24 protein-coding genes and 1 pseudogene are annotated in these 25,273 nt (G+C 64.4%); 8 read left to right on the plus strand and 17 right to left on the minus strand.

Features of this window, described 5'->3' with window-relative positions; translation table 11 throughout:
• Positions 1-43: 43 nt before the first annotated feature.
• The 6 genes from AC1DDG_RS12630 to AC1DDG_RS12655 all read right to left on the minus strand — a co-directional run bounded on the left by AC1DDG_RS12630 (position 44) and on the right by AC1DDG_RS12655 (position 7,817).
• Positions 44-631 (minus strand): adenylate kinase, encoded by a 588-nt coding sequence (locus AC1DDG_RS12630; protein WP_230118614.1) that lies wholly within the window; start codon positions 629-631, stop codon positions 44-46.
• A gap of 63 nt (positions 632-694) precedes the next feature.
• The gene (exaC, locus tag AC1DDG_RS12635; protein WP_476876315.1) at positions 695-2,218 is read right to left on the minus strand and encodes an acetaldehyde dehydrogenase ExaC; all 1,524 of its coding nucleotides are present in this window, start codon (positions 2,216-2,218) and stop codon (positions 695-697) included.
• A gap of 198 nt (positions 2,219-2,416) precedes the next feature.
• Positions 2,417-3,340, minus strand: coding sequence for an NAD(P)-dependent oxidoreductase (locus AC1DDG_RS12640; RefSeq protein WP_476876316.1), 924 nt, complete (start codon positions 3,338-3,340; stop codon positions 2,417-2,419).
• A 5-nt stretch (positions 3,341-3,345) separates the two neighbouring features.
• Positions 3,346-5,265 carry a TRAP transporter large permease gene (locus AC1DDG_RS12645; protein ID WP_476876317.1) on the minus strand — a complete coding sequence of 640 codons (1,920 nt, stop codon included), beginning with the start codon at positions 5,263-5,265 and terminating at the stop codon, positions 3,346-3,348.
• Positions 5,266-5,348: 83 nt separating this feature from the next.
• Entirely contained in the window at positions 5,349-6,371 is a 1,023-nt protein-coding gene (locus AC1DDG_RS12650; RefSeq protein ID WP_476876318.1) for a DctP family TRAP transporter solute-binding subunit, read from the minus strand.
• Between the two features lie 93 nt (positions 6,372-6,464).
• Positions 6,465-7,817: an NAD(P)H-dependent oxidoreductase gene (locus tag AC1DDG_RS12655; RefSeq protein ID WP_476876319.1), complete on the minus strand. Its 1,353-nt coding sequence runs from the start codon at positions 7,815-7,817 to the stop codon at positions 6,465-6,467.
• A 246-nt stretch (positions 7,818-8,063) separates the two neighbouring features.
• Between AC1DDG_RS12655 and AC1DDG_RS12660 the strand changes: the two genes are divergently transcribed.
• From AC1DDG_RS12660 to AC1DDG_RS12670, 3 genes are all read left to right on the plus strand, one after another.
• Positions 8,064-9,098: a LacI family DNA-binding transcriptional regulator gene (locus AC1DDG_RS12660; protein ID WP_230118541.1), complete on the plus strand. Its 1,035-nt coding sequence runs from the start codon at positions 8,064-8,066 to the stop codon at positions 9,096-9,098.
• Positions 9,099-9,108: 10 nt separating this feature from the next.
• Positions 9,109-9,420 (plus strand): putative quinol monooxygenase, encoded by a 312-nt coding sequence (locus tag AC1DDG_RS12665; protein ID WP_230118539.1) that lies wholly within the window; start codon positions 9,109-9,111, stop codon positions 9,418-9,420.
• A gap of 470 nt (positions 9,421-9,890) precedes the next feature.
• Positions 9,891-10,088, plus strand: coding sequence for a hypothetical protein (locus AC1DDG_RS12670; RefSeq protein ID WP_230118537.1), 198 nt, complete (start codon positions 9,891-9,893; stop codon positions 10,086-10,088).
• A gap of 115 nt (positions 10,089-10,203) precedes the next feature.
• Here AC1DDG_RS12670 and AC1DDG_RS12675 read toward each other — a convergent pair whose 3' ends face one another.
• The 8 genes from AC1DDG_RS12675 to AC1DDG_RS12710 form a co-directional block, all read right to left on the minus strand.
• A complete protein-coding gene (locus tag AC1DDG_RS12675; protein WP_476876320.1) occupies positions 10,204-10,701 on the minus strand; it encodes an SRPBCC family protein in 498 nt (165 codons plus the stop codon).
• A 13-nt stretch (positions 10,702-10,714) separates the two neighbouring features.
• On the minus strand, positions 10,715-11,047 hold the full coding sequence (locus tag AC1DDG_RS12680; protein WP_476876321.1) for an ArsR/SmtB family transcription factor: 333 nt from the start codon (positions 11,045-11,047) through the stop codon (positions 10,715-10,717).
• Positions 11,048-11,168: 121 nt separating this feature from the next.
• A complete protein-coding gene (locus AC1DDG_RS12685) occupies positions 11,169-12,029 on the minus strand; it encodes a phosphogluconate dehydrogenase C-terminal domain-containing protein (RefSeq protein WP_230118531.1) in 861 nt (286 codons plus the stop codon).
• Between the two features lies 1 nt (position 12,030).
• Positions 12,031-12,846, minus strand: a complete 816-nt coding sequence (locus AC1DDG_RS12690) for a sugar phosphate isomerase/epimerase family protein (RefSeq protein ID WP_230118529.1) — start codon at positions 12,844-12,846, stop codon at positions 12,031-12,033.
• Entirely contained in the window at positions 12,843-13,676 is an 834-nt protein-coding gene (locus AC1DDG_RS12695; protein ID WP_476876322.1) for a triose-phosphate isomerase family protein, read from the minus strand. Before AC1DDG_RS12695 ends, AC1DDG_RS12690 begins: the two co-directional genes overlap by 4 nt.
• Complete coding sequence (locus AC1DDG_RS12700; protein ID WP_028270688.1) at positions 13,660-14,130, minus strand: ribose-5-phosphate isomerase; 471 nt, start codon at positions 14,128-14,130, stop codon at positions 13,660-13,662. The genes AC1DDG_RS12695 and AC1DDG_RS12700 overlap by 17 nt, the downstream gene beginning before the upstream one ends.
• Complete coding sequence (locus tag AC1DDG_RS12705; protein WP_476876323.1) at positions 14,127-15,896, minus strand: dihydroxyacetone kinase family protein; 1,770 nt, start codon at positions 15,894-15,896, stop codon at positions 14,127-14,129. Before AC1DDG_RS12705 ends, AC1DDG_RS12700 begins: the two co-directional genes overlap by 4 nt.
• Before the next feature lie 105 nt (positions 15,897-16,001).
• The gene (locus AC1DDG_RS12710; RefSeq protein WP_476876324.1) at positions 16,002-17,366 is read right to left on the minus strand and encodes an MFS transporter; all 1,365 of its coding nucleotides are present in this window, start codon (positions 17,364-17,366) and stop codon (positions 16,002-16,004) included.
• A gap of 214 nt (positions 17,367-17,580) precedes the next feature.
• On the opposite strand from AC1DDG_RS12710, the gene AC1DDG_RS12715 reads away from it, so the two are divergent.
• Complete coding sequence (locus AC1DDG_RS12715; protein ID WP_230118522.1) at positions 17,581-18,339, plus strand: FadR/GntR family transcriptional regulator; 759 nt, start codon at positions 17,581-17,583, stop codon at positions 18,337-18,339.
• Between the two features lie 171 nt (positions 18,340-18,510).
• On the opposite strand, the gene AC1DDG_RS12720 is transcribed toward AC1DDG_RS12715, so the two are convergent.
• The 3 genes and pseudogenes from AC1DDG_RS12720 to AC1DDG_RS12730 form a co-directional block, all read right to left on the minus strand.
• Complete coding sequence (locus AC1DDG_RS12720) at positions 18,511-19,098, minus strand: P-loop nucleotide/nucleoside kinase family protein (protein ID WP_476876325.1); 588 nt, start codon at positions 19,096-19,098, stop codon at positions 18,511-18,513.
• Positions 19,099-19,143: 45 nt separating this feature from the next.
• Positions 19,144-20,438: pseudogene (locus AC1DDG_RS12725) on the minus strand (MFS transporter).
• Positions 20,439-20,516: 78 nt separating this feature from the next.
• Positions 20,517-21,164, minus strand: coding sequence for a bifunctional 4-hydroxy-2-oxoglutarate aldolase/2-dehydro-3-deoxy-phosphogluconate aldolase (locus tag AC1DDG_RS12730; RefSeq protein ID WP_476876326.1), 648 nt, complete (start codon positions 21,162-21,164; stop codon positions 20,517-20,519).
• Between the two features lie 91 nt (positions 21,165-21,255).
• Here AC1DDG_RS12730 and AC1DDG_RS12735 point away from each other — a divergent pair, with 91 nt between their 5' ends.
• The 4 genes from AC1DDG_RS12735 to AC1DDG_RS12750 all read left to right on the plus strand — a co-directional run.
• Positions 21,256-22,068: a DeoR/GlpR family DNA-binding transcription regulator gene (locus AC1DDG_RS12735; RefSeq protein ID WP_476876327.1), complete on the plus strand. Its 813-nt coding sequence runs from the start codon at positions 21,256-21,258 to the stop codon at positions 22,066-22,068.
• Positions 22,069-22,266: 198 nt separating this feature from the next.
• Positions 22,267-23,865, plus strand: coding sequence for a PucR family transcriptional regulator (locus AC1DDG_RS12740; RefSeq protein WP_476876328.1), 1,599 nt, complete (start codon positions 22,267-22,269; stop codon positions 23,863-23,865).
• Positions 23,862-24,806, plus strand: coding sequence for a glutaminase (locus AC1DDG_RS12745; protein ID WP_476876329.1), 945 nt, complete (start codon positions 23,862-23,864; stop codon positions 24,804-24,806). The genes AC1DDG_RS12740 and AC1DDG_RS12745 overlap by 4 nt, the downstream gene beginning before the upstream one ends.
• Before the next feature lie 117 nt (positions 24,807-24,923).
• Positions 24,924-25,273 (plus strand): amino acid permease (locus tag AC1DDG_RS12750; RefSeq protein WP_476876330.1); only part of this gene is annotated, 350 nt, incomplete at its 3' end.

Consider the following 25,273-nt stretch of genomic DNA (forward strand, 5'->3'; position numbering starts at 1 on the left):
CCGCTGGGCCGTAACACGTCCGGCGGGCGACGGCGACGCGGGACTAAGATCCACTGACGACGGAAATCCTCAAAGGATTATCAATAGTGCTCATGACCCTGTCGGTTACTTCGTCGATCCGGCCGAGGCCGTCAACCTGTGTCAGGATGCCGCGCTCCACATACTTCGCCACCACCGCTTCGGTCTGCCCGTGGTACAGGTCCAGCCGGTGCCGGATCACGGCTTCGGTGTCGTCGCTGCGGCCGGTTTCCTTGGCACGGCCCAGCAGGCGGGTGACCAGTTCCCCGTCGTCAGCCGTCAGCTGCAGGACGACGTCCAGTTTGTGCCCGCTGATGGCGAGGATCGAGTCAAGGTAGCCCACCTGCGCTGTCGTGCGGGGGTAGCCGTCAAGGAGGAAGCCGTGGCCGACGTCATCCTGGCTGAGACGGCTGCGCACCATCTCGTTGGTGACGCTGTCCGGAACGAAATCCCCGTTGTCCATGTACTTCCTGGCCTCAACGCCGAGGGGCGTCTCCCCTTTGACGTTGGCGCGGAAGATGTCGCCGGTTGAGATCGCAACAACGCCGAGGCGTTCCGAGATCCGTTCCGCCTGCGTTCCTTTGCCCGAGCCGGGCGGGCCAATAATCAGCATTCTCGTCATTCAAGTAACCCTTCGTGGTGCCGGTGAAAACTTGTGTTTGGTCCTGAAGCAGGTCTAGAAGAACCCGAGTTTGTTCTCGGAGTGGCTGACCAGGAGGTTCTTGGTCTGCTGGTAGTGGTCCAGCATCATGGCGTGGTTTTCACGTCCGATGCCGGAGGACTTGTAGCCGCCGAACGCGGCGCCGGCCGGGTAGGCGTGGTAGTTGTTGACCCACACGCGGCCGGCCTGGATCTCGCGGCCAGCGCGGTAGGCGACGTTGCCGTTGCGGGACCAGACGCCGGCGCCGAGCCCGTAGAGGGTGTCGTTGGCGATGCCCATGGCGTCGTTGTAGTCGCTGAAGCGTGTCACGGAAACGACGGGGCCGAAGATTTCCTCCTGGAAGATCCGCATTTTGTTGTGGCCTTCGAAGATGGTGGGCTGGACGTAGAAGCCGCCGGCCAGGTCACCGTCGAGTTCCGTCTGGTTCCCGCCGGCGAGGACCTTGGCGCCCTCCTGCTTTCCGATGTCGATGTAGGAAAGGATTTTCTCCATCTGGCCTGTCGAGGCCTGGGCGCCGATCTGGGTTTCGGTGTCCAGCGGGTTGCCCTGGATGATCTTCTGGGTCCGGGCCACGGCGTCGGCCATGAAGGAGTCGTAGATGCCTTCCTGAACCAGCGCGCGGGAGGGACTGCTGCAGACTTCACCCTGGTTGAACGCGTACAGGGTGAACCCCTCGAGCGCCTTGTCGTAGAAAGCGTCATTGGACTCGGCGACGTCGTTGAAGAAGATGTTGGGGCTCTTGCCGCCCAGCTCCAGCGTGACCGGGATCAGGTTGGCGCTGGCGTACTGGCTGATCAGCCGGCCGGTGGTGGTCTCCCCGGTGAAGGCGATCTTGCGGATCCGCGGGCTGGACGCCAGCGGTTTACCCACCTCCGCACCGAATCCGTTGACGATGTTCAGAAGTCCCGCGGGAAGCAGGTCGGCGATGAGTTCGGCGAGGACCAGGATGGAAGCCGGCGTATTCGAAGCGGGCTTGAGGACAACCGCGTTGCCGGCAGCGAGGGCCGGCGCCATTTTCCAGACGGCCATGAGGATGGGGAAGTTCCAAGGGATGATCTGGCCCACCACCCCGAGGGGCTCGTGGAAGTGGTATGCGGTGGTGTCCTCGTCGAGCTGTGACAGCCCGCCTTCCTGGGCGCGGACGGCGGAGGCGAAGTAGCGGAAGTGGTCGGCGGCGAGGGGGATGTCCGCATTCAGGGTTTCGCGGATCGGCTTGCCGTTATCCCAGGTTTCGGCAACGGCCAGCAACTCCAGGTTCGCGTCGATCCGGTCGGCAATTTTGTTCAGGACAGCGGCGCGTTCGGCGGCCGAAGCCTTGCCCCACGCCGGGGCGGCCTTGTGGGCTGCGTCCAGTGCCAGCTCTACGTCCGCTGCTGCGCCGCGGGCCACCTCCGTGAATTGCTTGCCGTTCACGGGTGAGACGTTCTCGATGTATTGGCCGGTAGTGGGAGCCACCCATTCGCCGCCGATCCAGTTCTCGTAGCGGTCCTTGAACTGGACCTTGGATCCTTCTTGGCCGGGCTGTACATAAACAGTCATGGTTACTCCTCTGGAAAATCAGACGTCTTCGTCCTGCCCCCACGCTAGGGGACCAGAGGTTGCGACCAGGCTGCAAGGGCGCCTGACGGCTGCTATTCAGACCGCCATAAAGGGGCAAAACGCAAGCGAACGACGGCGGGAAGTCCCGCCGTCGTTCGCTTGCGTTTTGCGTTACTGACCGTCCGTGATGAACCGGGGTCAGGCTTGGGACTTTTCGGTGAGGATGGACCGGTAAATTCCAGTATGGTCCAGGTCGCCGTCACCTGCCGCGATCATGACTTCGAACGCATCCCGGACGCTTGTGGAGAGCGGCAGCTCCAGGCCGGCGTCCTTCGCAATCTCCGCAATGAAGCTGAGGTCCTTGAGCTGGTTTTTCGCGGATCCTCCGCCTTCAAAGTCCGCGTGGATCCAGCGTCCTCCCTTTTGCCGGAGCACCTCTGAGTTGGCCAATCCGCCCGCCAGGATGGATTGCACCTTCTGGAGGTCAAGGCCGGTGGTGGCGGCCAGGGCCATCGCTTCGGCCAGGGCCGTGACAGTGGCGGCGACAACGATCTGGTTGCACGCCTTCACTGTTGACCCCGCGCCGGTCTTGCCGAACAGGACCACCGTGGAACTGTAGAGCTCGAAGAGCGGCGTAAGGCGGCCCACGACGTCCGGTGGGCCTCCGACCATCGTGCTCAGACGCCCCTCCTCCGCCCCGATGGTTCCGCCGCTGAGGGGTGCGTCGAGGACGGTCAGTCCGTAATCGCGCCGGCAATCCTCGGCAAACTCTGCGACTGCCACCGGCGACACGGTCCCGTGAACCACCAGGACCGGGCTCCCTATTCCGGCAGCCTGCCATCCAGCCAGCAGGCCGTTCTCCCCAGGGAGGAGGGCCGCCACCTGGGGCAGGTCAGGCAACACTGTGAGGACCACCTCGGCGGCGGCCTCCGCCGGGGAATCCGCGACCCTCCCGCCGGAAATGACTCTGGCCTTGGCTGCCGTGCGGTTCCAGAGCGTCAGCGGAACGCCGCCGCTGAGGATGTTCCGGGCGATCGGTGCCCCCATCGGCCCGGTGCCGCACAGCGAGACGGAAAACGGGAAGCCGGGCAACTGCTTCTGGGTGTTGGTCGGTGTCGTCATGTGGCTTAGAAGGGGATGAGTCCGGCGAGGGCGGGCAGGAAGGTGCTGAACCACGGGACGGCGGCAAGCACAAGCAGCCCCAGGAAGACCGCGATGAGGTAGGGCCAGAAGTGTTTGAGGCTCTTTTCCACGGTTTCGTGTGCGGTTGCACAGGCGACGTAGAAGCCGACTCCCGCCGGTGGGGCGAATGAGCCGATGCCCATGGAAATGATCAGCACCATGGCGTACTGCACCGGGTTGACGCCGAAGTCGGTAGCGATCGGCAGGAGCAGCGGCGCGAAGATCAGGACCGCCGGAAGGCCCTCGAGCAGCTGGCCCATGATGATCAGCAGCACAACGGTGAACAGCATGAACAGCACGGGTGAGTCACCAAGGCCGGACATGAGGTCATGGATCTGCTGGGAGACGCCGGCGAGGGCAAGCGTCTGGGCGAGCGGGGACGCGGCGGCGATGATGAACAGGACCATGCCCGCCGTCGTTGTCGTTTCCCGCAGGGTGTCGCCGAGGAGTTTCTTGCTGCCGCGCCGGTAGGCGGCGGCGAGGATGAAGGCGTAGGCGACGGCCACAGAGGACACCTCGGTGGGTGTCGCGAAGCCACTCAGGATTCCGACCACCATGCCGACAGGGAGCAGGAGGGTGGGAATGGCGAAGAACGTCGCCGATCCCCGTGCGCGCCAGGTGGCCTTGGGGCTGGCGACGCCGCCCTGCTTGCGGGCCCGGAAGAATACGAGACCCATGACCACGAGGGCCAGGAAGGCTGCGGGAACGAATCCGGCCAGGAACAGGGTGGTGGTGGAGATGGTGGTGATGGATCCAAGGATGAGGAGCACAATGCTCGGCGGAATGGTTTCGCCCATGATGGCCGAGGCGGAGAGCACAGCGACGACCTCGCCGCGGGGGTACTTGCGTTCCTCGAGCATGCCGCGCATCGTGGTGCCCACGGCGGCAACGTCCGCCACCTTGGAGCCGGAGATGCCGGAGAAGATGTACATGGTCACGACGACCACCTGAAGCAGGCCGCCGCGCAGGTGCCCGATGAGCGCGTCGACGAGTTTGGCCAGCGGAAGCGTAAGGCCGGCGGAGTTCATGACTGTGCCGGCGAGGATGAAGAACGGGATTGCCAGGAGAACGAAGCCCTTGGCCCCTGACGCCATCCCGATCGGGATGGCACTGACCTCGGAGATGCCGCCAAGGTAGAGGTAGATGCCGGACGCCAGCGCCAGGACGAACGCAATCGGCAGGCCAAGAAACAGCAGAACAAAGAGCGCAACGAGCACGACGGCGAGGAGGGCGTTGGGTGAAACGTAGTAGAAAAGGGGCTGGGACACCAGCACGGCTGCGGCCAGGATTGCTGTAATGCCGGCGGCCACGAGAACGGTGCGGCGTTCCTGCCGCCAGAGTTTCAGGACAGCGAACCAGGCGATGAGCACCATGCCGATCGAGAAGGGCAGCGAGACCCAGAAGACCGGCAGCTGAAGGATCGGCGTCTTCTCTTCGACCTGCTGGACGAGAGTCGGCACGAACAGCGCAAACGCTCCCGCGCTCATGACGAAGACGAGGCAGTCGACGAGGGCTGCCAGATACGGCTTCCAGCTCGCCGGCAGGCGCATGATGAGCGCCTGGACGGACATGTGCGCACCCTTGGGATACGCGATGGCACCGCCGATGAAGGCGATGGTCAGCAGGGCGATTTCAGATACTTCCTGGGTCCAGAGCACCGAATCACCGGTGACCACCCGGACCGTGATGTTCAGCAGGATGACGACGAGCTCGGCGAGGATCGCCGCGCCCACAATCCCTTCCAGGGTCTTGTCGAGCCAGACGGCCCCGCTCCAGCGCGGTGCGACGTGCCCGTGGTGGAGGATTTCTTCCGCGTCAGACGGAAGGACCTCTTCGAGTTCCCTGGGGGCGAGTGTGTGTTCCATGTTCTTCCAGACTGTCAACGTTGAGAGCGGGGGTGTTCGGCTGAGGACCGGAGCGCGGGAAGCGCTCCGGCCCTCAAATGCTGTTACTTGGCGGCGGCAATCGCCTGATCGAAGAATTCCTTGCCGATGAGCTCGGAGAACACCGGGTAGAGGCTCTTGGAGACTTCCTTGAACTGCTCCAGCCCCGCGGCGGAGGGCTCGTTGGCCTTCATGCCCTTGGCTGTGAGTTCTGCCAGCTGCTTCTCGGACTGTTCCTTGTCGTAACCGGTCTTGAACGTCGCCGTCTCAGTCGAGGCATCGGAGAGGGCCTTCTTCTGCTCTTCGGTCAGGGAGTCCCATTTCTTGGAGGAAAGAGCGAGGACCCAGGCATCGTTGATGTGGTGCGTCAGCGAAACGTACTTCTGCACCTCGGAGAACTTGTTGGTCCAGGGCACCTCGATCGGGTTTTCCTGGCCGTCGATCGTTCCTGTCTGCAGGCCCGTGAAGACCTCGGAGAACGCCATCGTCGTGGGACTCGCGCCCAGCTTCCCGAAGAAGTCAGTCCACAGCGGGTTGCCGGGGACGCGGATTTTCAGGCCCTTGAGGTCGGACGGCTGTTCAATGGGCCGCTCGGAGTTGGTGATCTGCCGGCCGGTCCGGGTGAGGAAGGACAGCGCGACCGTGTTCTTCTCTTTGAGCTTTTCCTTGAGGACGTCGCCGGGCTTCCCCGTCAGGAACGCCGCTTCCTCAGCCGTGTCGTCGAAGAGGTAGGGGATGCTGATCGCGTTCATTTCCGGCACCACGGACGCATACACGGAGGTCGAGAGGATCAGTGCGTCCAGTGAACCGCCCTGCAGCCTGGTGACTGCCGCGTTCTGGTCTCCGCTGAAGCTCGTTCCGTTGGGAACGACCGTGACCACGACCGAGCCGTTGGATGTCTTCTTCACCTGGTCGGCGAAGTGCTGGGCGGAAACGCCGACGGAGGAGGTGAGCGGATCCGGGATGGAGAGCTGGATCTTCGCCACGGGCCCGCCCCCGCCGGGCGCTCCGGAAGCGCAACCGGCGAGGAGCGAGGCGGCAAGGGTGCATGCCAGTACTCCGGTGAGGGCGCGGGTCTTGGATTTCATGTGATGCCTTTCTTCATTGGAAGGAGTCTGGTTCCAGACGCGTGAAACGACATCGTCATCTCCTGGCCGCGCCCGGATGGTAGAGCAGAGGGGTCAGACGCTGACGGCGGCGTCCGCTACGAGCGCTTCGGTCTCGCGGCGCAGCTCAAGGGCCTGGGACAGCGATTCGTCCATGATGACGTCTTCCCACCGGACAGTTGCGCCCTTGGCGATGTCGGCACGGAGTTCCACGTGGTGGGCGAGGGCCACCGGCAGGGCGCCAATGGCTACGGAGTGTTTAGCGGAGACAAGCTTGCCCCACACCGTGAAGCCGCCTTCGCCGTCGAGGAACTCGCCTGCCTTGAGATCCTTCTTGGCGGTCGCAACGACGTCGCCGAAGAACCCGACCGGGGAACCCGTCGCGATGCCGCGAAGGGCCGCGTTGGCGATGGACATATTCAGTTCGAGGCCCACGTAGTGGTACGGGCGGTACAGCGCTGCGTACTGGCCGGTCGGGTCCGGGTGCCACGGGTATTCATTGAAGCAGCCGGAAACGTACCCGTTGGTGGCCTTGACGACGACGAACACGCCCTCCTGGGTGTTGTGGCTGATCCAGCTGCCGTCGCGGTTGACGCTGGACATGACGTCAACGCTTCCCTCGTGGGCCAGGGCTCCGCCGACGTCGGCCGGGCGGCAGATCGTGGCGATTTCCTCCACGTCACCCGGTGTGAACGACAGCCCGTTGTCAGACGGGGTGAGGCCGGCGCCGTTGGCGACGGCAGCCATCTCGATGGAGGCCTTGGTGCCGTCGCGGAACGAGGTGTGCATGTAGGGATTCAGCTGCCCGGAGTCGGTGAGCTCCTTGGAGAACTCCCAGTTCTCCCAGACGTTGTCCGGGTTCATCTCGTGATAGTGCTCAAGGTACTTTGCTCCCTTGCCTGCACACACGACGTCGAAGCCACTGGTCCGTGCCCAGTCGACGAGTTCCATGATGAGGGCCGGCTGGTCACCGTAGGCCATCGAGTAGACCACACCGGCTTCTTCTGCGCGCTTGGCCAGGGCCGGACCGGCCAGGGCGTCTGCCTCAACGGTGACCATGATGATGTGCTTCTTCGTTTCAATGGCGCGCAGTGCGTGCTTCACCCCGACGATGGGGTTTCCCGTTGCCTCGACGATGACGTCGATGTCGACTTCAAACAATTCATCCGCATTGGCAACGATCGTGGTCGAGCGGTTCTTCAGTGCCGTGGCGATGTCAGGGGCGATCTGGTCCTGGGGCCACCCGACCAGCTCAAATGCGCCTTCAGCGCGCTTCACATTGATGTCGGCGATCGCGACGACGTGGATGCCCGGGATGTTGTTTGCCTGGGCCAGGTACATGGTGCCGTAGCGGCCAGCTCCGATGAGTCCGACTCGAACCGGGCGGCCCTGCTGCTCACGGTCGCTAAGAAGTTTGTGGAGGTTCATGGGGATCTCTCTGGTTGACGTTTCGCGCCGGAGAGGAGCTCTCCACCTCAGGTGGAGCAACTTCTTCGTCGCAGATTGAGCTGTTTTCGGGACCGAGTGGAACCGGTACCACTTTTGTACCAGTCAGTGTTAGGCTGTGTCAACAGTCACAACGGAACGCAGTCGAAGGTTCCTCCGGCAAGGATCACGGGGCGGATGAACAACCCTTAGTGACCTACAGCCGCTAGAGGACCTCAAGGAGGAGAAGTGAAGAAGGCCCCAACTATTCGCGATGTCGCGGCGGCGGCGGGAGTATCGGTCTCCGTGGTGTCCCGGGTGCTGAATCCCGAATCTGGGCCAGTTGCGCCGGCGAAGCGCGAACAAGTGTTGCGCGTGATCGGGGATCTTGGCTATCGGCCGCGGGCCGCTGCACGTGAGCTCAGTGCCGGCCACGCCCTCACCGTTGGGCTTGTGGTTGCGGATCTCGCCAACCCCTTCTTCGCTCAACTTGCCGACCGCGTCGTGTGGGAAGCCCGCAGCCATGGGGTGCAGGTAGTGGTTATGACCACCCAGGAAGACCCCCACCTTGAGGCCGAATCCTTGGACACACTGCTGGACCGCTCCGTGGGCGGCGTCATCGCCACCCCGACTGGAGGGAACATCGAGAAGTGGGAACGGCTGCGGGACCTGGGCGTAAACGTCGTTTTCGTCGACCGCACCATCGCGGAACTTGAGGATGTGGACGTCGTCAGCATCGAGAACTCCGACTCAGCCCGCCGCGCCACCGAGCACCTCATCGCCCTCGGCCATACGCGCATCGGCCTCATAACCGGCCCCGCCAGCACGTCGACCGGCCGCGCGCGGATCCACGGCTACCGGACAGCCCACGAAAACGCCTCGATCACGGTCGATCCCATGCTGGTCCGGGACGTGCCGTTCCGCGGGGACGGAGGTGGCGACGCCGTAGGGTCCCTCCTGGCGCTTCCGGACAGTCCCACTGGACTCATCGTGGCGAACACCGCCCAGGTGCAAAGCTCGGTCCGGCGCCTCGTTCAGGTCGGCGTGCGGATACCCGATGACCTGTCGGTCATCGTCTTCGACGACAATCCGTGGACCGAACTGACGAACCCACCGCTGAGCGCGATCCGGCAGCCCATCGACATGCTCGCGGTGCATTCCCTCGAACTCGTCCTCGGACGGATGCAGGGCCGGCTCCCGGCCGGCGCCCGAACCATCGAGGTCAAGGCGGACTTCGTGCCGCGCAACAGCTGTGCCCCACTCATCCGGTCCGTCGCAAGTTAAGGAAACCCCCATGCCCGTCATTGTTACTGCTGTGTTCACGCCGAACGAAGGCGCGTTCGACCACGTCGTCGCGGCCCTCTCCCCCGCCATCGCCGAGGTGCACGACGAACCAGGCTGCCTGCTGTACGCCATCCATGAGGACCCGAACGGCCAGATCCTCATGATTGAAAAATGGGAAACCGCGGAGCTGCTCGACGCCCACGGCGAAGGGGATGCCGTCAAGCGCCTCAACGCTTCGCTCGAGGGGCTCCTGAAGGAGCCGGTCGAAGTGACGCGCCTGGCACCGATCGCGGCCGGAACCGAGCACCAAGGGGCCCTCTAAGTGAGCCCCGTCAGCGTTGTCATGGGAGTCTCGGGCGCAGGAAAGAACTGTCCGTAAGAAAAAGTCACCGGAAACAAATGGCCAGAGGACGACGGCGGGAATTCCCGCCGTCGTCCTCTGGCCTTTTGCTTCGCTGCAGGGAAGTGATGCCCTCCCTTGCACCGTGCCAGCCGCTGCTGTGGTGAACCTCACCAGCGATCCGCTTGAGACGTCAGCGCTCCGCCGTGCATGATGAAAAGGAAGGGCTGAGAGCACGATTTCCCAGCCTGCATAGCCCTGACCCTCGCTCCTACGGGAAGAGGATGCAGTGGCTTAGAAGCAAAATTAAACCCAATCTGGTGGACGCAACGAGGCCAAACCAGTGAGCTCGCCGAGCTGAACAAGGTCTCTGAGCGTTCATGGATTGACCCGTTCCGGGTTTCGCGCTGATGCGAAAGCCCGACCGAATTTATGAATGAAGGCACCGAATAATGACGTTCGAAACCACTGACTCTGTAACTCTGAAGATCTGGGACCGGTCAGCACTGGACCACACCCTTGAAAAGGCCGTGCACGACCTGTCGGCAAGGGCCAACGCCCCCAAGCACAGCATCGCGGTCACCTGCAGCGGACCCAACACCTTCACGGTCAGCCTGAACCGCAACGCGGCCCAGGGCGCCGCTCTCTAGGAAGCTCCGCGACCAAACGCCAGAGGACGGCGGCGGGACCCCCGCCGCCGTCCTCTGGCGTTTGCGTTACTTCCGGTTGCTGGCGTTTGCTTTACCGGTTTGAGCCCAGCGGCGGTCAGGCGTGGGACTGCTCGGCGAGAATGCCGTCGATCTGGCCGGCGGCCTCCTTCATGCCTTCTTCCATGCCCATCTCGACCATCTTGTCCATCTGCTCCTCGGACTCGAACCTGGACTTCACGGTCATGCGGGTACGCCCGCCGATGTCCTCGAGCGTGACGGCCGCATGGGTGGTCCCCATGGCTTCGACGGGCGCGCCGTTGTCGTCGGCAAAGCCGTCGTCGAATTCGAGGCGGTGGGGTGCCTCGATGGCGGTGATGCGCCACCAGCCGCGGGCCTTCTCGCCGTCGAGCCCGGTCATGTAGTACGCCGCTTCTCCGCCGGGAGAGAACTCGTGCTTCTCGAATGTGGCCGGCCAGGTGGGCGGACCCCACCAGCGCTCGAGCTGCCGCGGGTCTTCCCATATCTGCCAGACGCGTTCGACGCCGGCGTCGAACTCGGCAACGAGGATAAAGCTGAGCGTCTCGGGACTCTTGGTGGAACTGATAACCGTCATTGCGGAACCCTTCCTAATCTTCAGCGAGAATGTCCGCGATCCGCCCGGCGCGCTGCCGCCAGATCGCCTCGTACTCATCAAGCAGCCGCCGGGCTCTCTGCAGGCCTTCGTGATTGCCCCGCACGATCTGCTGCCTTCCGCGCTTCTCCTTGGTGACCAGGGACGCGCGCTCCAACACGGCCACATGCTTTTGAACGGCGGCGAAACTCATGGCGTAGAGGCCCGCCAGGCCGGACACCGAATACTCCCCCACCGCTACACGGCGCATGATGTCCCGGCGGGTGCCATCCGCGAACGCCTGGAAAAGGCGGTCGAGTCCGGCCTCACTCATCTGATCTACAACCATTTGGTTGTAGAATATGCCCGCGGTGGAGGGGTGTCAATGGGCAGGCCCTGTTAACGTATGAGGGCGACGGCGGAGATTCCCGCCGTCGTCCTCATGCGTTTTCTTTGACCGGCGTGCCGCCTTAACGCTTGACGGCGTCCAGCTTCAGCATCTTGGCGATGACGCCGTCCAGCTCGGAGTCGTCGAAGATCTTCTTCCAGTCGTCCTTGATGATGGTGTCCTTGCCGTACTGGATGGCGATTTCGCACGCCTCGGAGAACGGGTTGGAGCCGCGGAGGGCGTTGGTCAGGGCGATCTGCACGTGGCCGAACAGCATGGCCTTGGCGGCTTCCTCCGGAACCCCGGCCGTGTGCACGGTCTCGTGCAGCGCCTCGTTGAGCAGCGTGCCGATCATGCAGGCCACGGTCTCCACGAGGGTGGGCTCGAGGATGGCGAGCTGCTTCACGGTGACCCAGTGCACGTCGATGACGGGGGCGTAGATCGTACGGATGACGGCCTCGGCCGAATCGCGGGTCGCGGCCGGCGTGTCCTCGTCGATCGCGGCAACCACGTTCTGCGGGGCGCCCTCGCCGCCGAAGGTGTCGGCCCATTCTTCCTTGGTGGTGCGCTCCAGGAACACGGACGGGTGGCACGGGTGCGCGACCGCCTGGACCACGTCGTCGCGCTTGGCCAGCAGCCCGGCGTAGGCGGCGGCCGGGTCCAGGGTGAGCAGGATCGCGCCGGCCTTCATCTGGGGCACCACGCCTTCGGACACGATGCCCAGAACGGTGTCCGGGACGGCGAGGATGACCACGTCGGCGCCCTGGACGGCGTCGTCGGTGGAGGTGATGTCACGGCCTTCGGCGCGGACGCGGTCCTGGCCCGCAGGGGAGTTCTCGCTGTAGAAGACGGTGTGGGCGCTCTTCTGGAGGTTCCGGGAAACGCGCATCCCCATTTTGCCACCGGCTCCGATGACGGCGACGGTCAATTGTTCTGCTGACATTTCACTTGCTCCTTAGAAAATCGATGCTTTGCTGGGTCCACTGGTTTTCGAGGCGGATGGTTTCCGCCTCGGAGTCCTGCCACGGCAGCCAGTGTTCGACGATCTGGTTGATGTTTCTTTCTTTGGGCTGAAACTTCCCGGCCATGTAGTCATAGTCGAGAAGGCCTTCGCCGAGGGCCGCGCCGGAGTACGTGAAGCCGACCCAGCCCTCCTTGCGGCTGAACGCAAAGTCTTTGATGTGCATGTTGAGGACGTAAGGCGCGACGGCGTCAATCACCTCACGCGGCAGCTCCAGCGCCGCGACTGTGTTGGCCGGGTCGCTGCAGATGCCCAGGTACGGACTGTCCACGCGGCGGATCACGTCCAGGATGCGGGAGGTGGGTACCTGCTCGTAGGTTTCCACGGCGATCTTCACCCCGGCTGCCTCGAATTCCGGCAGGACCTCGGTGAAGATTGCTGCCGCCTCGTCCGCCGTCGGGGTGTGGCCCGGGACGTTGAACATGGTCCGCAGCAGCGGCGACCCGAGGATTCCGGCGATGTGCAGGAACTTGCGCAGGTGCTCCGGTCGGATGCCCTTGGTGCCCAGTTCCAGCGCGACGCCAAGGCGGTCCGCGGTGGCACGCACGTCCTTGAGTTCCGGGTCCGTCATGGATTCCAGCGGGGCGTAGTCGCAGATCTGGAACAGTTCCACGCCCAGGGCCGCGGTCCGCTCGAGCGCCTGGTGGATACTGAGCGGCTCAGAGACCTTGTCCGAGAGCTGCCAGAAGAAGGCGTAGCTGCTCAGGCCTATTGTTGAGCCCGGGCCTATGCGGCTCATGCCGCCACCTTCTTCGCGGTGAGCCGTGCCGCGGCCTCATCCAGGATGGTCTTGAGCGCTTTCGGGTCGTGGGCGAAGCGGCCCAGGAAGAGGCCAGCGACCGCGGAGTCCAGCTGGCCGATCAGGCCGGGCCCGGCGCTGCCGCCGTAGATGACCCGGCTGTCGGCCTGTCCGGACAGGGAACGCAGGTGGGCGTCCAGCCCGCCTATTACGGCGCTGATGTACTGCGGGGTGGCAGGTTCCGGGGCGCCGATGGCCCATTGCGGCTCGTACGCCACGATGGTCCGGCCGGCGGGACCGAGGGACTGCGCCCGGTTCAGGGCGGCGTCGATCTCTGCGCTGCAGCGGGTGACGGCTTCCTCCACGGAGCCCTGCTGCAGCTCGCCGACGCACAGCACGGGGGTGAGGCGGTTGCGGTAGGCCGCCGCGGCCTTGAGCCCGATGACCGTGTCGTCCTCGCCGAAGATCCTGCGGCGTTCGGCATGGCCCACCTCTGCGTACCGGCCGCCGAGTTCAGCAACGGTCTTGCCGCCGACCTCGCCGGTGTAGGGCCCTTCATCTTCCCAGAAGATGTCCTGGGCGCCTGCGGCTGCTCCGGCGGTCCCGAGGATCCGGGCCGCTTCGGGCAGTACCGGCAGCGTGGGCAGCACGAACAGCTCGATGTCGCCGCTCTGGACCGCCGGGTGCGCGAACGCGATGGTGGCCACCTCGCGGCAGTATTCGAGGGTGCGTTCGTAGCCGAAGTACATTTTCAGGCTGACGCCGATGATGGCTTTGGGAGGTGCTGTTCCTACGGCGCTGGCCGAAGGATTCTTAGCAGGAAGTGACACCTTCGTAGTCCTTAATCAGGGTGACCTTTTCGGCCGAGGCGGAGGTCTCGTCAAAGGTGTAGGTGAGCCATTCGCGGGCGAGCCGGCGGGCGAGTTCCAGTCCGACGACGCGCTGGCCGAAGGTGAGGACCTGGGCGTTGTTGCTCAGGACGGAGCGTTCCACCGAGAAGCTGTCGTGCGCGGTGACGGCGCGGACACCGGGGACCTTGTTCGCCGCGATGGCCACGCCAAGGCCCGTGCCGCAGACGAGCAGGGCACGGTCGGCCTTGCCGGCCGCGATGAGTTCGGCGGCGGCGATGGCCACGGACGGGTAGGGGGTGTGGCTGGTGGCATCCACCCCGACGTCGGTCACGGATTCGACCAGCTCGGAGGCCTCCAGGTCAGCCTTTAGGGCTTCCTTGTATTCGAATCCAGCGTCGTCGGCTCCGATGACCAGGCGCAGTTTGGCGCTCATGCGTTCTCCTTAATGGTTGTCTGTTCGATGAGGGTGTTGTGTATTGCCCGGACGATCAGTGCCATGGACACCGCTCCGGCGTCCGGCGTGCCAAGGCTCTTCTCGGCGTGCGGGCGGGCTCGGCCCATGAGGGGCAGCAGCCGGGCGGTGTCTTCTGCGGCCTGCTGCGCAACGGTGGCGGCGGCGCCCCAGGCGTCGGTCAGTGACTGCCCGGCATTTACGCCGGCCGCCAGTGCGTCGCGGAACGGGACAAGGACATCCACCAGGGTCTTGTCCCCGGGCTTGGCCTTGCCGAAGTCCATGATCGCGGCCGCGGCGCCGGCGACTCCGGCGGCGACAGCTCCGGCGTCGGGCGCGTTGCTGTCTCCGATCGCGTCACCGACGGCCTGCAGGGCCATGCCCCAGAGGGCTCCCGAGGTGCCGCCGGCTTTGTCGGCCCAGGCGTCCGCCGCGAAGTGCAGCGTGGTGGCTGCCCCGGCACCGCGGGCGACGGCGTCGCGGGCTCCGTCAACAGCGGCGCGGACGCCGCGTTCCATGCCGATGCCGTGGTCGCCGTCGCCGGCGATGGCGTCGATCCGGCCCAGTTCATCGGCGTTGGCGTCCACCACGTCCTTCGCGGCGCCGAGCGCGGCGAGGATCCGCACGGCGCCGGCGCGGGACTCCGCGGTTGCGTCAGGGATGGAGAGTTTGACGTCGGCCAGCTCGCCGCCGTCGGACGCCTCCAAGACTTCGGCCGTGACCGCGCCGCGGCGGAAGGCCGGGGCGTCGGCCGGGGCGTTCCAGAGTGACTCGAGTTCATCGTCGAGCCAGAACAGGGTCAGGGAGGTGCCGGCCATGTCGAAGCTGGTGACCAGTTCGCCCACCTGCGGGTCCACGGCTTCCAGGCCCGCTTCGACCAGAAGCTGGGCGACGCGGCGGTAGACGACGAACAGCTCTTCGTACTTGACGCTGCCCAGGCCGTTGAGGATGGGGACCACGCGGCGCTTACCGGACGCGGTGTCTGCAGTGGCTGCGTCGGTGGCGCCGTCGGGGATTTCGGTGAGGAGCTTGGCGACCAGCAGTTCGGCGAGGTCATCCGCCGTCGGGATGTCCGTTTCGCCGATGCCCGGCTCGCCGTGGATGCCCATGCCGACGGCCATGCGGCCCTCGGGGACGGAGAACAGCGGGTGGTCGGCGCCGGGCAGGGTGCAGCCGGTGAAGGCCACCCCAAAGGAACGGGTGTGGTCGTTGGCGCGCTCGGCGATTTCCATGATCCGGTCCATGGTGTAGCCGGCCTCGGCGGCCGCGGCGGCCACCTTGAACACGGTCAGGTCCCCGGCGATGCCGCGGCGCTTGGCGCGTTCGGCCGGCGGGGCGGAGGAGATGTCGTCGGTGACCGCGATGCTGCGGCAGTCGATGCCCTCCTTGCGGAGGCGTGCCTGGGCCTGGGTGAAATGGAGGACGTCGCCGGCGTAGTTGCCGTAGCCCAGCAGCACGCCTGCGCCGTTGTCCGCGGCCTTGGCCACGTTATAGACCTGCTGCGCGGAGGGCGAAGCGAACAGGTTGCCCATGGCTGCGCCGTGGGCCAGACCTTGGCCGACGAGCCCGGCGAAGGCCGGGTAGTGGCCGGAGCCGCCGCCGATCACCAGCGCCACGGTGTCCGGGGTGCTCTTCGTGTTGCGGACCACGCCGCCGGAGACGCGCTTCACCCAGCGGCCGTGGGAGGCGACAAAGCCTTCGATCATCTCATCAGCGAACGCTGCGGGTTCATTGAACAGGCGGGTCATGGAAAGCTCCTGGAGTGATTGCTCGCCCCGGTGATTGAGCCTGTCGAAAATCGGTCTCGACAGGCTCGACCACCGGTTGGTTGAATGATTGCGATTACGGCGTGCTTACGGCTCGGCGTGGTGTCCGGCTCCCGCAGGGTCCAGGGCCTCGGCCGGGATTCCGTCGCTGACCTTGCCGGAGCGGCTCAGCACCAACATCAGGATCGCGGAGAGGAGCATAAAGCCGCCCACCACGAACATCGGTACCGTGTAGCCGCCGGTCCAGTCCTTGAGCCAGCCCGTGATGTAGCCGGCACTGAAGCCCGCCAGGTTGCCCACGGTGTTGATGAGGGCGATGCCTGCCGCGGCTGCGGCGCCGGTCAGGAACTGGGTGGGCACGGTCCAGAAGTTGGGCAGTGCCGCGAAGATGGACATCGCCGTGATGGTGATGACGGCGATGGTGGCGGCGGGTGAACCGGCGAACAGCGCCAGCGGGATGCTCAGCCCGCCGACAAGGGCGGGAAGCGCGATGTGCCAGGTCCTGACGCCGCGCTTGGTGGCGTCCTTGGACCAGAAGTAGAGGGCAGCCGCGGCCGGCAGGTACGGGATCGCGGTGATGAGGCCCTTCTGGAGCACGTCGAACTTGGTGCCGTAGAGGCCTTCGAAGCCGGCGATGATGGTGGGCAGGAAGAAACCGAGGGCGTACAGGCCGTAGATGAAGCCGAAGTAGATGGCGGCGAGCATCCAGACCCGGCCGTTGCCGAAGACAGTGCGGACGCTGACGTGCTTGTTGCTGGCGGCGGTTTCCTTCTTTTCCTTCTCCAGGGCGCCGGTGAGCCAGGTCTTCTCGTCCTGGGTCAGCCACTTGGCCTTGGCCGGGGAATCGGCCAGGTAGAACCAGGCGATGACGCCGATGATGATGGCGGGGATGGCGACACCAAAGAACATGACGCGCCAGCCGGCGAGGCCGAAGAGGCCGTGCTGCTGGATAAGGAGGCCGGCAAGCGGGGCGCCGATGACCGTGGTCAGCGGCTGGGCCAGGTAGAAGAGGGCCAGAATCTTGCTGCGGTGCCGGGAGGGAACCCAGAGACTGAGGAAGAGGATGGCGCCGGGGAAGAACCCGGCCTCGGCAACGCCAAGAATGAAGCGGAGGATGTAGAGGTGCTCCACGCCGCCCACCCAGGTGAAGAGCAGGGAGACGATGCCCCAGCTGACCATGATGCGGGCGAGCCAGCGGCGGGCACCGAACTTGTGAAGGGCCAGGTTGCTGGGGATCTCCAGCAGGATGTAGCCGATGAAGAAGACGCCGGAGGCGAAACCGAACTGCGCGGCTGAAAGGGCCAGATCCGTGTTCATGCCGTTGGGACCGGCGAAGGAGATGGCCGTGCGGTCCAAATAGTTGATGAAGAACATGAGGGCGACAAACGGCACCAGCCGGATCGCCACTTTTCTGATTGCAGATCTTTCGACCACTGATTGGGTGGTGTCCACATTGACTCCTAGATGTTGGTCTCCCGGCAGCTTCCTGCACTGGATGCCGTTGGGATGTGTCTCAATGCCTAGTTGCGGGAAGCTGGCCGGTATCCGACTAGGCGAGTGATTAAAACCATAGAGCCATTTTGAGAATTGGTCAACCGGTTGACGTGTTTGCGATTTTCGCTTGTTGCTGGCCATTGCGGCCGCGCCTGGTTGCTACGCTTTGACTGTGTCCGCAAACTCCGCCGCCTCGACGGCAAAAATCAGTGCCGCGCTAGGTTCCATGGAGCAGGGCTCGGTAGTGTCCGAGGTCGCTGAACGCCTGCTGGCACATTTCACCAGCGGTGAGATCGCCCCCGGTACGCGGCTCCCGGCAGAACGGACCCTGGCAGCTTCTCTCGGCGTGGGCCGCTCTGCAGTCCGCGAGGCCCTTGCGGCTCTCGAGATCCTGGGAATCGTCATTGTCCGGCCAGGTTCCGGAACCTACCTCCGCGACGGCGTCTCCGAGCTGCTCCCCCGCACCCTCAGCTGGGGTCTGATGCTGGGCGCTCCACGGACGCGCGAACTGGTGGAGCTTCGCAGTGGACTCGAAGTTCAGGCCGTTCAGCTCGCGTCACAGCGGATCACCGATGAAGCACTGGACCGCATGCAGGCCAATCTGGACACTATGGAGCACAACCTGGAGGACCTGCGGGCTTTTGTTGAAGCGGACGCCGCCTTCCACCGCGAGATTGCGACCAGCTCGGGCAACCAGGTCCTGGAGGAGCTGCTCCAAAGCATCCGTTCGCTGCTGCGCATCTGGGTGGACCGCGCCCTGACTGACGAAGGGCACGCGGCCGCAGCTTTGGCCGAGCACACCGCGATCTTCCGCGCGCTGCAGTCCCGGGATGAGGCCGCCGTCACGGCAACCATGCGCTCCCACATGGATACCGCGGCCAAACGTCTTTTGGCCGGCTACGACGCCGACCGGGCTGAGACCGGAGAGTAGCTCACCCCTAGAGGCAAAGCGGGCGACGGCGGGGCGTCCAACTGACGCCTGAGCTCGCAGGAGCCTCATCAAGTGATCGAGCAACACAGACGACGGCGGGCAAGTCCCGCCGTCGTCCGTAGTGCGCCATCCGCGGCAAGGCGCCGCCAGCGAGGTAAGCCGCGAGCGCCCCTAGCTCTGGCCTGAAGACACTGCCGCAGCGAAGGCGGTGATGTCGGCAGCGGCGGCGCTGTTGTCGAAGTCAACCTGGCGGGCATCCTGCCACTGGCAGGAGTTGGCCTGCGCCCCGGCCCAGAAGGTTTCCCAGTTGGCCAGCTTCCATTCGTCCCTCGGGTAGCCCCGGTTTATCAGCCGCTGGCGGAGTGCTTCACCGGCGAGCCTGACATTTACCACCACCAGGTCCGCCGCGGGCCAGTTGTGGCGTACGCGGACCTTGGACAGGTAGTCCTTGTCTGCAAAGAACTTCCCAAAGGGCGCGTCCAGTACCACCGAGTTGCCGGCCATGAGGTTGTCCCGCGTAAGGTCCAGGATGGACTCATACTCAAGGAGCATGATGACGTTCTGGTAGAACTCGTTATTGTCCCGTTCGTTGGGGTCCGAGTTGTTGAGTGTCAGCAGCAACTCGGTGAACCGGATGGTGGCAGTGTCCTTGTCTATGTACGCCGCCCCGTACCGCTGGGCAATGAGCCGGCTGACACTGGACTTTCCGGAGCCAGCCGGGCCGATCACAAAGAACACTTTGGGGGTGGTGGTTTTCAACTGCCTGTTCTTCCTTGAACCTGGGAACCGTGATCGTTGCCGGGGCTAGACCCGGGCGACGGCGCGGCGGTCTTTGACGAATATGCCGTAGGACAGTGCTCCGACGATCAGCAGCGCGCCACCGATGAGGAACACCAGTGTGTAGTTGCCGCCGGTCTCGTTCAGGATGTAACCCGTGACGATCGGTGCCACAGCTGCACCGAGGAATCCACCGAAGTTTTGGATCGCGCCCAGCGAGGCCACCTGGTTGGATTCAGCGATGTCCGCAGCCAGAGTCCACAGCACGCCAATGGGAACCTGGGCCGCGAAGTAGCCCACGGAGAGCAGCACAATCGCCAGAGCCGTGTTCTCCACATAGGCCACCGGCAGGACGGCCGCAGCCGCCAGCAGCGCGCCTCCCACAATAGGAATCTTCCGGGCCGTGATGGCGGGGATGCCGCGTTTGATCAGCTTTCCGGAGAGAATGCCGCCGGCCAGGACACCGATGATGCCGCAGAGGAAGGGCAGACCGGCAAGCCACCCGATCTGGCTCAAACTGAAGCCGCGAGCCGTCTGGAGGTAGCTCGGCAGCCAGGTGAGGTAGACCCATACCGTGTAGAAGATGCCGAACGCGCCCAGGACCATGAACCAGGTGTTCTTCTGCTTGAGGAGTTCACCCCAGCCGGCCTGCTTCTCCTTGGGCTTCTGCTCATCCTCGAACTCCTGACCCTTGATGATGAACTGTTCCTTCATCGTGGGGTCGCGGTAGATCCGGAGCCAGACGAGCGCAATGACGACGCCGAGGGACCCGATGACAACAAACATGCCCCGCCAGCTCATGGTGAGCATCAGGAAGGTCAGCAGCGGCGGCGCAATCGCGTTGGCAATCTGTGAGCCGGTGTTAACGATTGATACGGGAAGCGCGCGTTCGGTCTTGTTGAACCATTTGTCGGCCACCTTGAGCCCGAGGTGAAGAACGGGGATTCGGAAATGCCCAGTGCGACGCGTGCAGCGTAGAGGAAGCCGAAGGAGTTAGCCAGCGACGACAGCATGGACACAATGGACCAAAGCCCTGCTGCCCAGGCGAACATCCGCTTGGGCCCAAACTTGTCCACCAGGTAGCCGGCGGGAAGGTTCGCGATGGCGTACGGCCAGGAGAACGCGGACAGCAACAGACCCATCTGCAGGGTGTTGAGCCCGAATTCCTTGGCGATGGTGGTGTTGGCGATGCTGAGGTTGTTGCGGTCCAGGTAGTTGATTATCCCGCCGACGACGAGCAGCGCGATCAGGTACCACCTGATCTTCACGCTCTTCAGCGGCTTCGCCTCGGGCGATTCGGTTTCTGCTGAAGCTTGGCTCATGCAGCTCACTCCTTTGTGTTCTGGTTGACAGGGTGCCGGGCGGCAGTTTCTGTCGGTTTTGGGGATGGTTGCCCGGCGTTAGCCCCGGGCGTCACTGATTGCTGTGAGGAACGTCCGCGCAGCGCGGGCGACAAGCCCGTAGTCGCCGTCGTTCTGGGCTGCTTTGGTGACAAAGCTTCCGACGCCGACAGCGGTCACGCCCGCCGCGAACCACGCGCCGACATTCTCCGGCGTCACCCCTCCGGACGGCATGATTGGAGCCTGCGGGAGGGGCGCCAGGATGGTTTTCACGTAGGCCGGGCCGCCGAGTTCGGCGGGGAACAGCTTGACGATGTCGGCCCCGGCCTCGAGCGTGTTGAGCACCTCGGTGGGGGTGAACGCGCCGCTGGCGGTGACCGCCTGGTACCGGTTGGCAGTGGCGATCATGTTGGGATTCAGCTGCGGGCTGACGAGCAGCCGCGCCCCTGCCGAAACCGAAGCATAGGCTGCTTCGGCGTCGAGCACGGTGCCGGCTCCCACAACAATTCCCTGGTGGCCGTACTTGTCGGCGAGGCGTTCTATGACGCCAAGCGCACCGGGAACGGTCAGCGGGATCTCGACGGCGCGGATGCCGCCGTCGATGGCGGCCTCGGCAACCCGGTAGGCCTCGTCGGCCGAATCCAGCCTGGCGATCAACAGGGCGCCGGTTCGGACAATGGTCTCTAGGACTTCAAATTTGTTTAACATCAATTAAGAGATTACCCCAAATATTCACAAATCGGAACAGCATGTGAAAACTTGTTAAGATAGTTTCAACGACGTCCCGAAGGAGTTCCGCGTGAGTCCCACAGCACGGCCACTGATCCCCGAGCAGCGCTACCAGGAGATCCTCCGTCTGCTCCGGCGCGAAGGTGTCCTGAGCATCCGCAGCCTCACGGACTACATGAACGTCTCCCACATGACGGTCCGGCGGGACATCACCGCCTTGGAGGATCTGGGGCAGGTGGTCTCCGTTCAGGGCGGCGTGCGCCTGGCGGAATGGACCAGCCAGGAGCCGCCCCGGGAGCGCGAATTCAGGGCACAGCTGGAACTCCCGCGCAAGCAGGCAATCGCAGAACTCGCCGCGCAGTTCGTGGAGGACGACATGGTGGTGTTCCTGGATGCGGGCACCACATGCCAGTCCGTTGTTCCGTACATTGGCGGGCGGAAGAACGTCACGGTGGTCACCAATGACTTCTACGTGGTGACGAGCCTGTTCGCCTATCCGAACATCGAGACGATCCACACCGGCGGCGTGGTGGATCCGTCCAGCGCGTCCAGCTGTGGCCGCATCGCGGCTGAGGCCATCAAGTCCATCAACATTGACCTGTTCTTCCTCAGCACCGGCACCTGGAACATGTCCCGCGGTGTCACCACGCCGTCCATGGACAAGGTGGAGGTGAAGCTCGCCGCGCTGGAGGCGTCGTCGTCGTGCTTTCTGCTGGCCGACAGCTCCAAGTTCGGCACCGTGTCTAAGTTCAACGTGGCCCCCATTGAGAAGCTGGATGCCGTGGTCACGGACGACCAGCTCCCAGGGGAGATGCAGGAGAACATCCGCGACCTGGGGGTTTCCGTGCACGTGGCGGCGCTGCGCCAGGAGGCGACAGCCTAGAACGGAGCCTACGGCGGACCCGCTAAAGGAGAGGACGACGGCGGTGCGCACTGCCGCCGTCTGGCCCGGGTTGGTACGCCGACCAATAAGGTGCTGCTGGATTTAGGCTGGCTTCCATATTATCCGGGGATTGCTCTGGATAGCATTGGGTGTCCGGACAGAGCCGTCCGGACGGACGCCAATGTCAGAAAGAAGCACATGGCCGCAGCTACAGTGGACGACATCCTGTCGGATCTCCCTCTGGGTTTCGCTAGCCTCATTCTTCGGCCCTCCCGCGCCGATTCACCCATCGAACGCTTTCTCATCGTCGACGCCGACGACGAAAAAGCCGAAGGCAGGGGCGCGTTCGTCCTGCTGATCGGGGTTCGCGGGCGCTCTGCTTTGCCGGCGCTGCGGCGCCTGCTGAAAAATCCTCCGCTCGTGCTGGCCGTCAAGGGCAGCCCCGAGGACCTGGGCGAAGCTGAAGAACTGCTCCGGGCGGCAGGAACAGGGCTCCTTCTGGTGGACCCGGCTGCGGACTGGGACCGGCTCCTGTCCATCGCGAAGGACCGGATCCAGCCACCCAGCTACCAGAGCGAAGTGCTGACCCTGCTGGAGGAAGACCTCTTCGCCATCGCCCAGACGACGGCCCGCCTGACCTCGAGCCACGTGGTCATCGAGGACGCCGCCAACAAAGTCCTGGCGTACTCGACGGTGTCCAACGACATCGACGAGCTGCGCAAGGCGTCGATTCTGGCCCGCCGCGGTCCGCGCAAATACGAACTCCTCCTCAAAGATCTTGGCGCCTACCGGGAACTGCATCGGACTCGCCTTCCTGTCAGGGTCCCGGCCAGGCCCCAGGACGGCCTGCGGGAGCGCGTCGCCATCAGCCTGTTCGCAGGCGACCGCATTATGGGGTACATCTGGCTCCAGGAAACCGGCGAAGGATTCGGAGCGGACGTTGACTATGTCCTGACCGGATCAGCCGCCCGGGCGTCAGCCGAGCTGATCCGCTACCGCAACCAGCAGTCCGTGCACATGCGCGAGGACCGGATTGCCCGCGTCCTCTCGGGGCCCGCAGAAGCGGCGGCAACCGCTCACAGCGCGAAAATTCCCGCTGACCACCCAACCGCCCTGATCCTGATAGGAATGTCAGCCGCTGAAGCACAGGCAGACGATGCAGCGCTCAAGCACGGGGAGCTGGCCAACCTCGCGTCCATCCATGCGGCTGCCTATAAACCGTCAGCGATCGTGGGACAGTTCAACGGCGACACCGCGGTGATCATCCCGGCACTTCAGTCCGGCAACGCCGAAGCCGGGCTCCGGAGCCTTGCCGAGGCCATCGTCAGGGACGCCGGGAAGCACCTGGGCATCAGTCCGTACGCGGCAGTGGGACCGATCGCGCCCGATCTTCTGTCGATTCACTCCGTGACCCGCAAAACGGAGGCATTGCTCAGCTGCATGCGGTGGTCGGGGAACGCCCCGGTGGCCACCCTGGATGAATATGAGGTGGAGGTCCTTTTCCGCGAAGCAGTGGAAAACTTCACAGCCTCGGACTTCCGCCACCGCAGTCTCTGGGCCCTCCTGCGCGGCGATCACGAGCTCGCCGAAACCCTTCGGTCGTACTTCGAGGCGTCGCTGGATGTTGCCGAATGCGCACAGCGGATGAAGCTCCACAAGAACACCGTCTATTACAGAATCAGCAAAGTCAGCCGTGTCACCGGCCTGAACTTCAGCGATCCCCGCCATTCATTGGTCGCTCTCCTTCATATTCAGGAGTGGGCCGGCACACATAAGGAGCACGTGGCCAAGCCATGATGACAGCACTCGATTCGCCGCCTCTTGGCCTGGTACTGGATGACATTGTCCGCCGCCACCGGCCCCGCAGTGAAGCAGGGTCACTTCCCGCAAATATCCCCCACCTGTCGTCGCTGCCGTTTGACCGTTTCGGGATTGCCGTCGCCACCGTGTCCGGGGACGTGTTCAGTGCCGGCGACGCCGATCTTCCCTTCTCGATCCAGAGCATCTCGAAGGTCTTCACGCTGGCCATGGCGCTGAGCGCCGGTGACCCCGCGGCGCTATGGTCCCGGGTCCTCCGCGAGCCGTCGGGGACGTCGTTCAACTCTCTGGTCCAGCTTGAGGTGGAGCACGGGATACCCCGGAACCCGTTCATCAACTCCGGCGCGCTCGTGGTGACCGACCACCTGATGGGGCGGTTTCCCGACGCCGCAGGCGAGGTCCTCCGCTTCCTCACCGATCAGGTGGGTCACCAGAGCGGAAGACAGGGTCCTTTCATCGACGAGGTCGCCGCCAGGAGTGAGCTCTCCAACAGCAGCCGCAACCTGGCCCTCGCCCATTTTCTGAAGGATTTCGGAAACCTGCGCCGGCCCGCCGAGGCAGTTGTAGCGAACTACGTCAGACAGTGCTCCATCATGATGACCTGCGTGGAGATGGCGAAGGCCGGCCTCTTCCTCGCACAGGGCGGACGCGGAGCGTTTGGAGCTGTGGTCTCCCGGAGCGAGGCGAAGCGCATCGGCTCCGTCATGCTGACCTGCGGCATGTATGACGCCGCCGGCGAGTTTGCCTACCGTGTGGGCCTTCCGGGGAAAAGCGGCGTGGGCGGCGGGATTCTGGCGATCGTCCCCGGAGAGTGCTGCATCTGCGTCTGGAGTCCCAGGCTGGACTCCAAGGGCAATTCCCTGGCCGGAACGGCTGCCCTCGCCGACCTGTCCGACCGCACCGGGTGGTCTGTTTTCTGATCCGGCCTGATTTCCGGTCTCGATCCTGATTTTATCTCTTCCGCTAAGGCCTGTGGGCTTCTTCGCGCCTACCCGCCGGAACCTTCCTTCCATTCTCGACAGCTCGAAAGGAACCAAATGTCCAACAATCCCACTGCCCCGGCTGGTCTGCACGAGGCCGACGGCGGCCACGCGCACGCCACCGAGAAGCTTCTCCACGCGGAGGACAAGGGCTACCACAAGAGCCTGAAGCCCCGGCAGATCCAGATGATCGCGATCGGCGGCGCGATCGGCACCGGCCTGTTCCTCGGCGCCGGCGGCCGGCTCAACGCCGCCGGCCCCTCGCTCGTCATCGCCTACGCCGTCTGCGGCTTCTTCGCCTTCCTGATCCTCCGCGCCCTCGGCGAACTGGTCCTGCACCGCCCGTCCTCGGGCTCCTTCGTCTCCTACGCCCGCGAATTCTTCGGCGAGAAAGCCGCGTTCATCTC

This window comes from Arthrobacter sp. 10L430 (genome assembly GCF_056395245.1).

Bases quoted from the DNA above. Each gene is read 5' to 3' on its own strand.
- AC1DDG_RS12650 (WP_476876318.1), bottom strand. From the start codon at position 6,371: ATGAAATCCAAGACCCGCGCCCTCACCGGAGTACTGGCATGCACCCTT.
- AC1DDG_RS12665 (WP_230118539.1), top strand. From the start codon at position 9,109: ATGCCCGTCATTGTTACTGCTGTGTTCACGCCGAACGAAGGCGCGTTC.
- AC1DDG_RS12740 (WP_476876328.1), top strand. From the start codon at position 22,267: ATGGCCGCAGCTACAGTGGACGACATCCTGTCGGATCTCCCTCTGGGT.
- exaC (WP_476876315.1), bottom strand. From the start codon at position 2,218: ATGACTGTTTATGTACAGCCCGGCCAAGAAGGATCCAAGGTCCAGTTC.
- AC1DDG_RS12730 (WP_476876326.1), bottom strand. From the start codon at position 21,164: ATGTTAAACAAATTTGAAGTCCTAGAGACCATTGTCCGAACCGGCGCC.
- AC1DDG_RS12670 (WP_230118537.1), top strand. From the start codon at position 9,891: ATGACGTTCGAAACCACTGACTCTGTAACTCTGAAGATCTGGGACCGG.
- AC1DDG_RS12685 (WP_230118531.1), bottom strand. From the start codon at position 12,029: ATGTCAGCAGAACAATTGACCGTCGCCGTCATCGGAGCCGGTGGCAAA.
- AC1DDG_RS12655 (WP_476876319.1), bottom strand. From the start codon at position 7,817: ATGAACCTCCACAAACTTCTTAGCGACCGTGAGCAGCAGGGCCGCCCG.
- AC1DDG_RS12690 (WP_230118529.1), bottom strand. From the start codon at position 12,846: ATGAGCCGCATAGGCCCGGGCTCAACAATAGGCCTGAGCAGCTACGCC.
- AC1DDG_RS12675 (WP_476876320.1), bottom strand. From the start codon at position 10,701: ATGACGGTTATCAGTTCCACCAAGAGTCCCGAGACGCTCAGCTTTATC.
- AC1DDG_RS12680 (WP_476876321.1), bottom strand. From the start codon at position 11,047: ATGGTTGTAGATCAGATGAGTGAGGCCGGACTCGACCGCCTTTTCCAG.
- AC1DDG_RS12645 (WP_476876317.1), bottom strand. From the start codon at position 5,265: ATGGAACACACACTCGCCCCCAGGGAACTCGAAGAGGTCCTTCCGTCT.
- AC1DDG_RS12745 (WP_476876329.1), top strand. From the start codon at position 23,862: ATGATGACAGCACTCGATTCGCCGCCTCTTGGCCTGGTACTGGATGAC.
- AC1DDG_RS12705 (WP_476876323.1), bottom strand. From the start codon at position 15,896: ATGACCCGCCTGTTCAATGAACCCGCAGCGTTCGCTGATGAGATGATC.
- AC1DDG_RS12630 (WP_230118614.1), bottom strand. From the start codon at position 631: ATGCTGATTATTGGCCCGCCCGGCTCGGGCAAAGGAACGCAGGCGGAA.
- AC1DDG_RS12700 (WP_028270688.1), bottom strand. From the start codon at position 14,130: ATGAGCGCCAAACTGCGCCTGGTCATCGGAGCCGACGACGCTGGATTC.
- AC1DDG_RS12640 (WP_476876316.1), bottom strand. From the start codon at position 3,340: ATGACGACACCGACCAACACCCAGAAGCAGTTGCCCGGCTTCCCGTTT.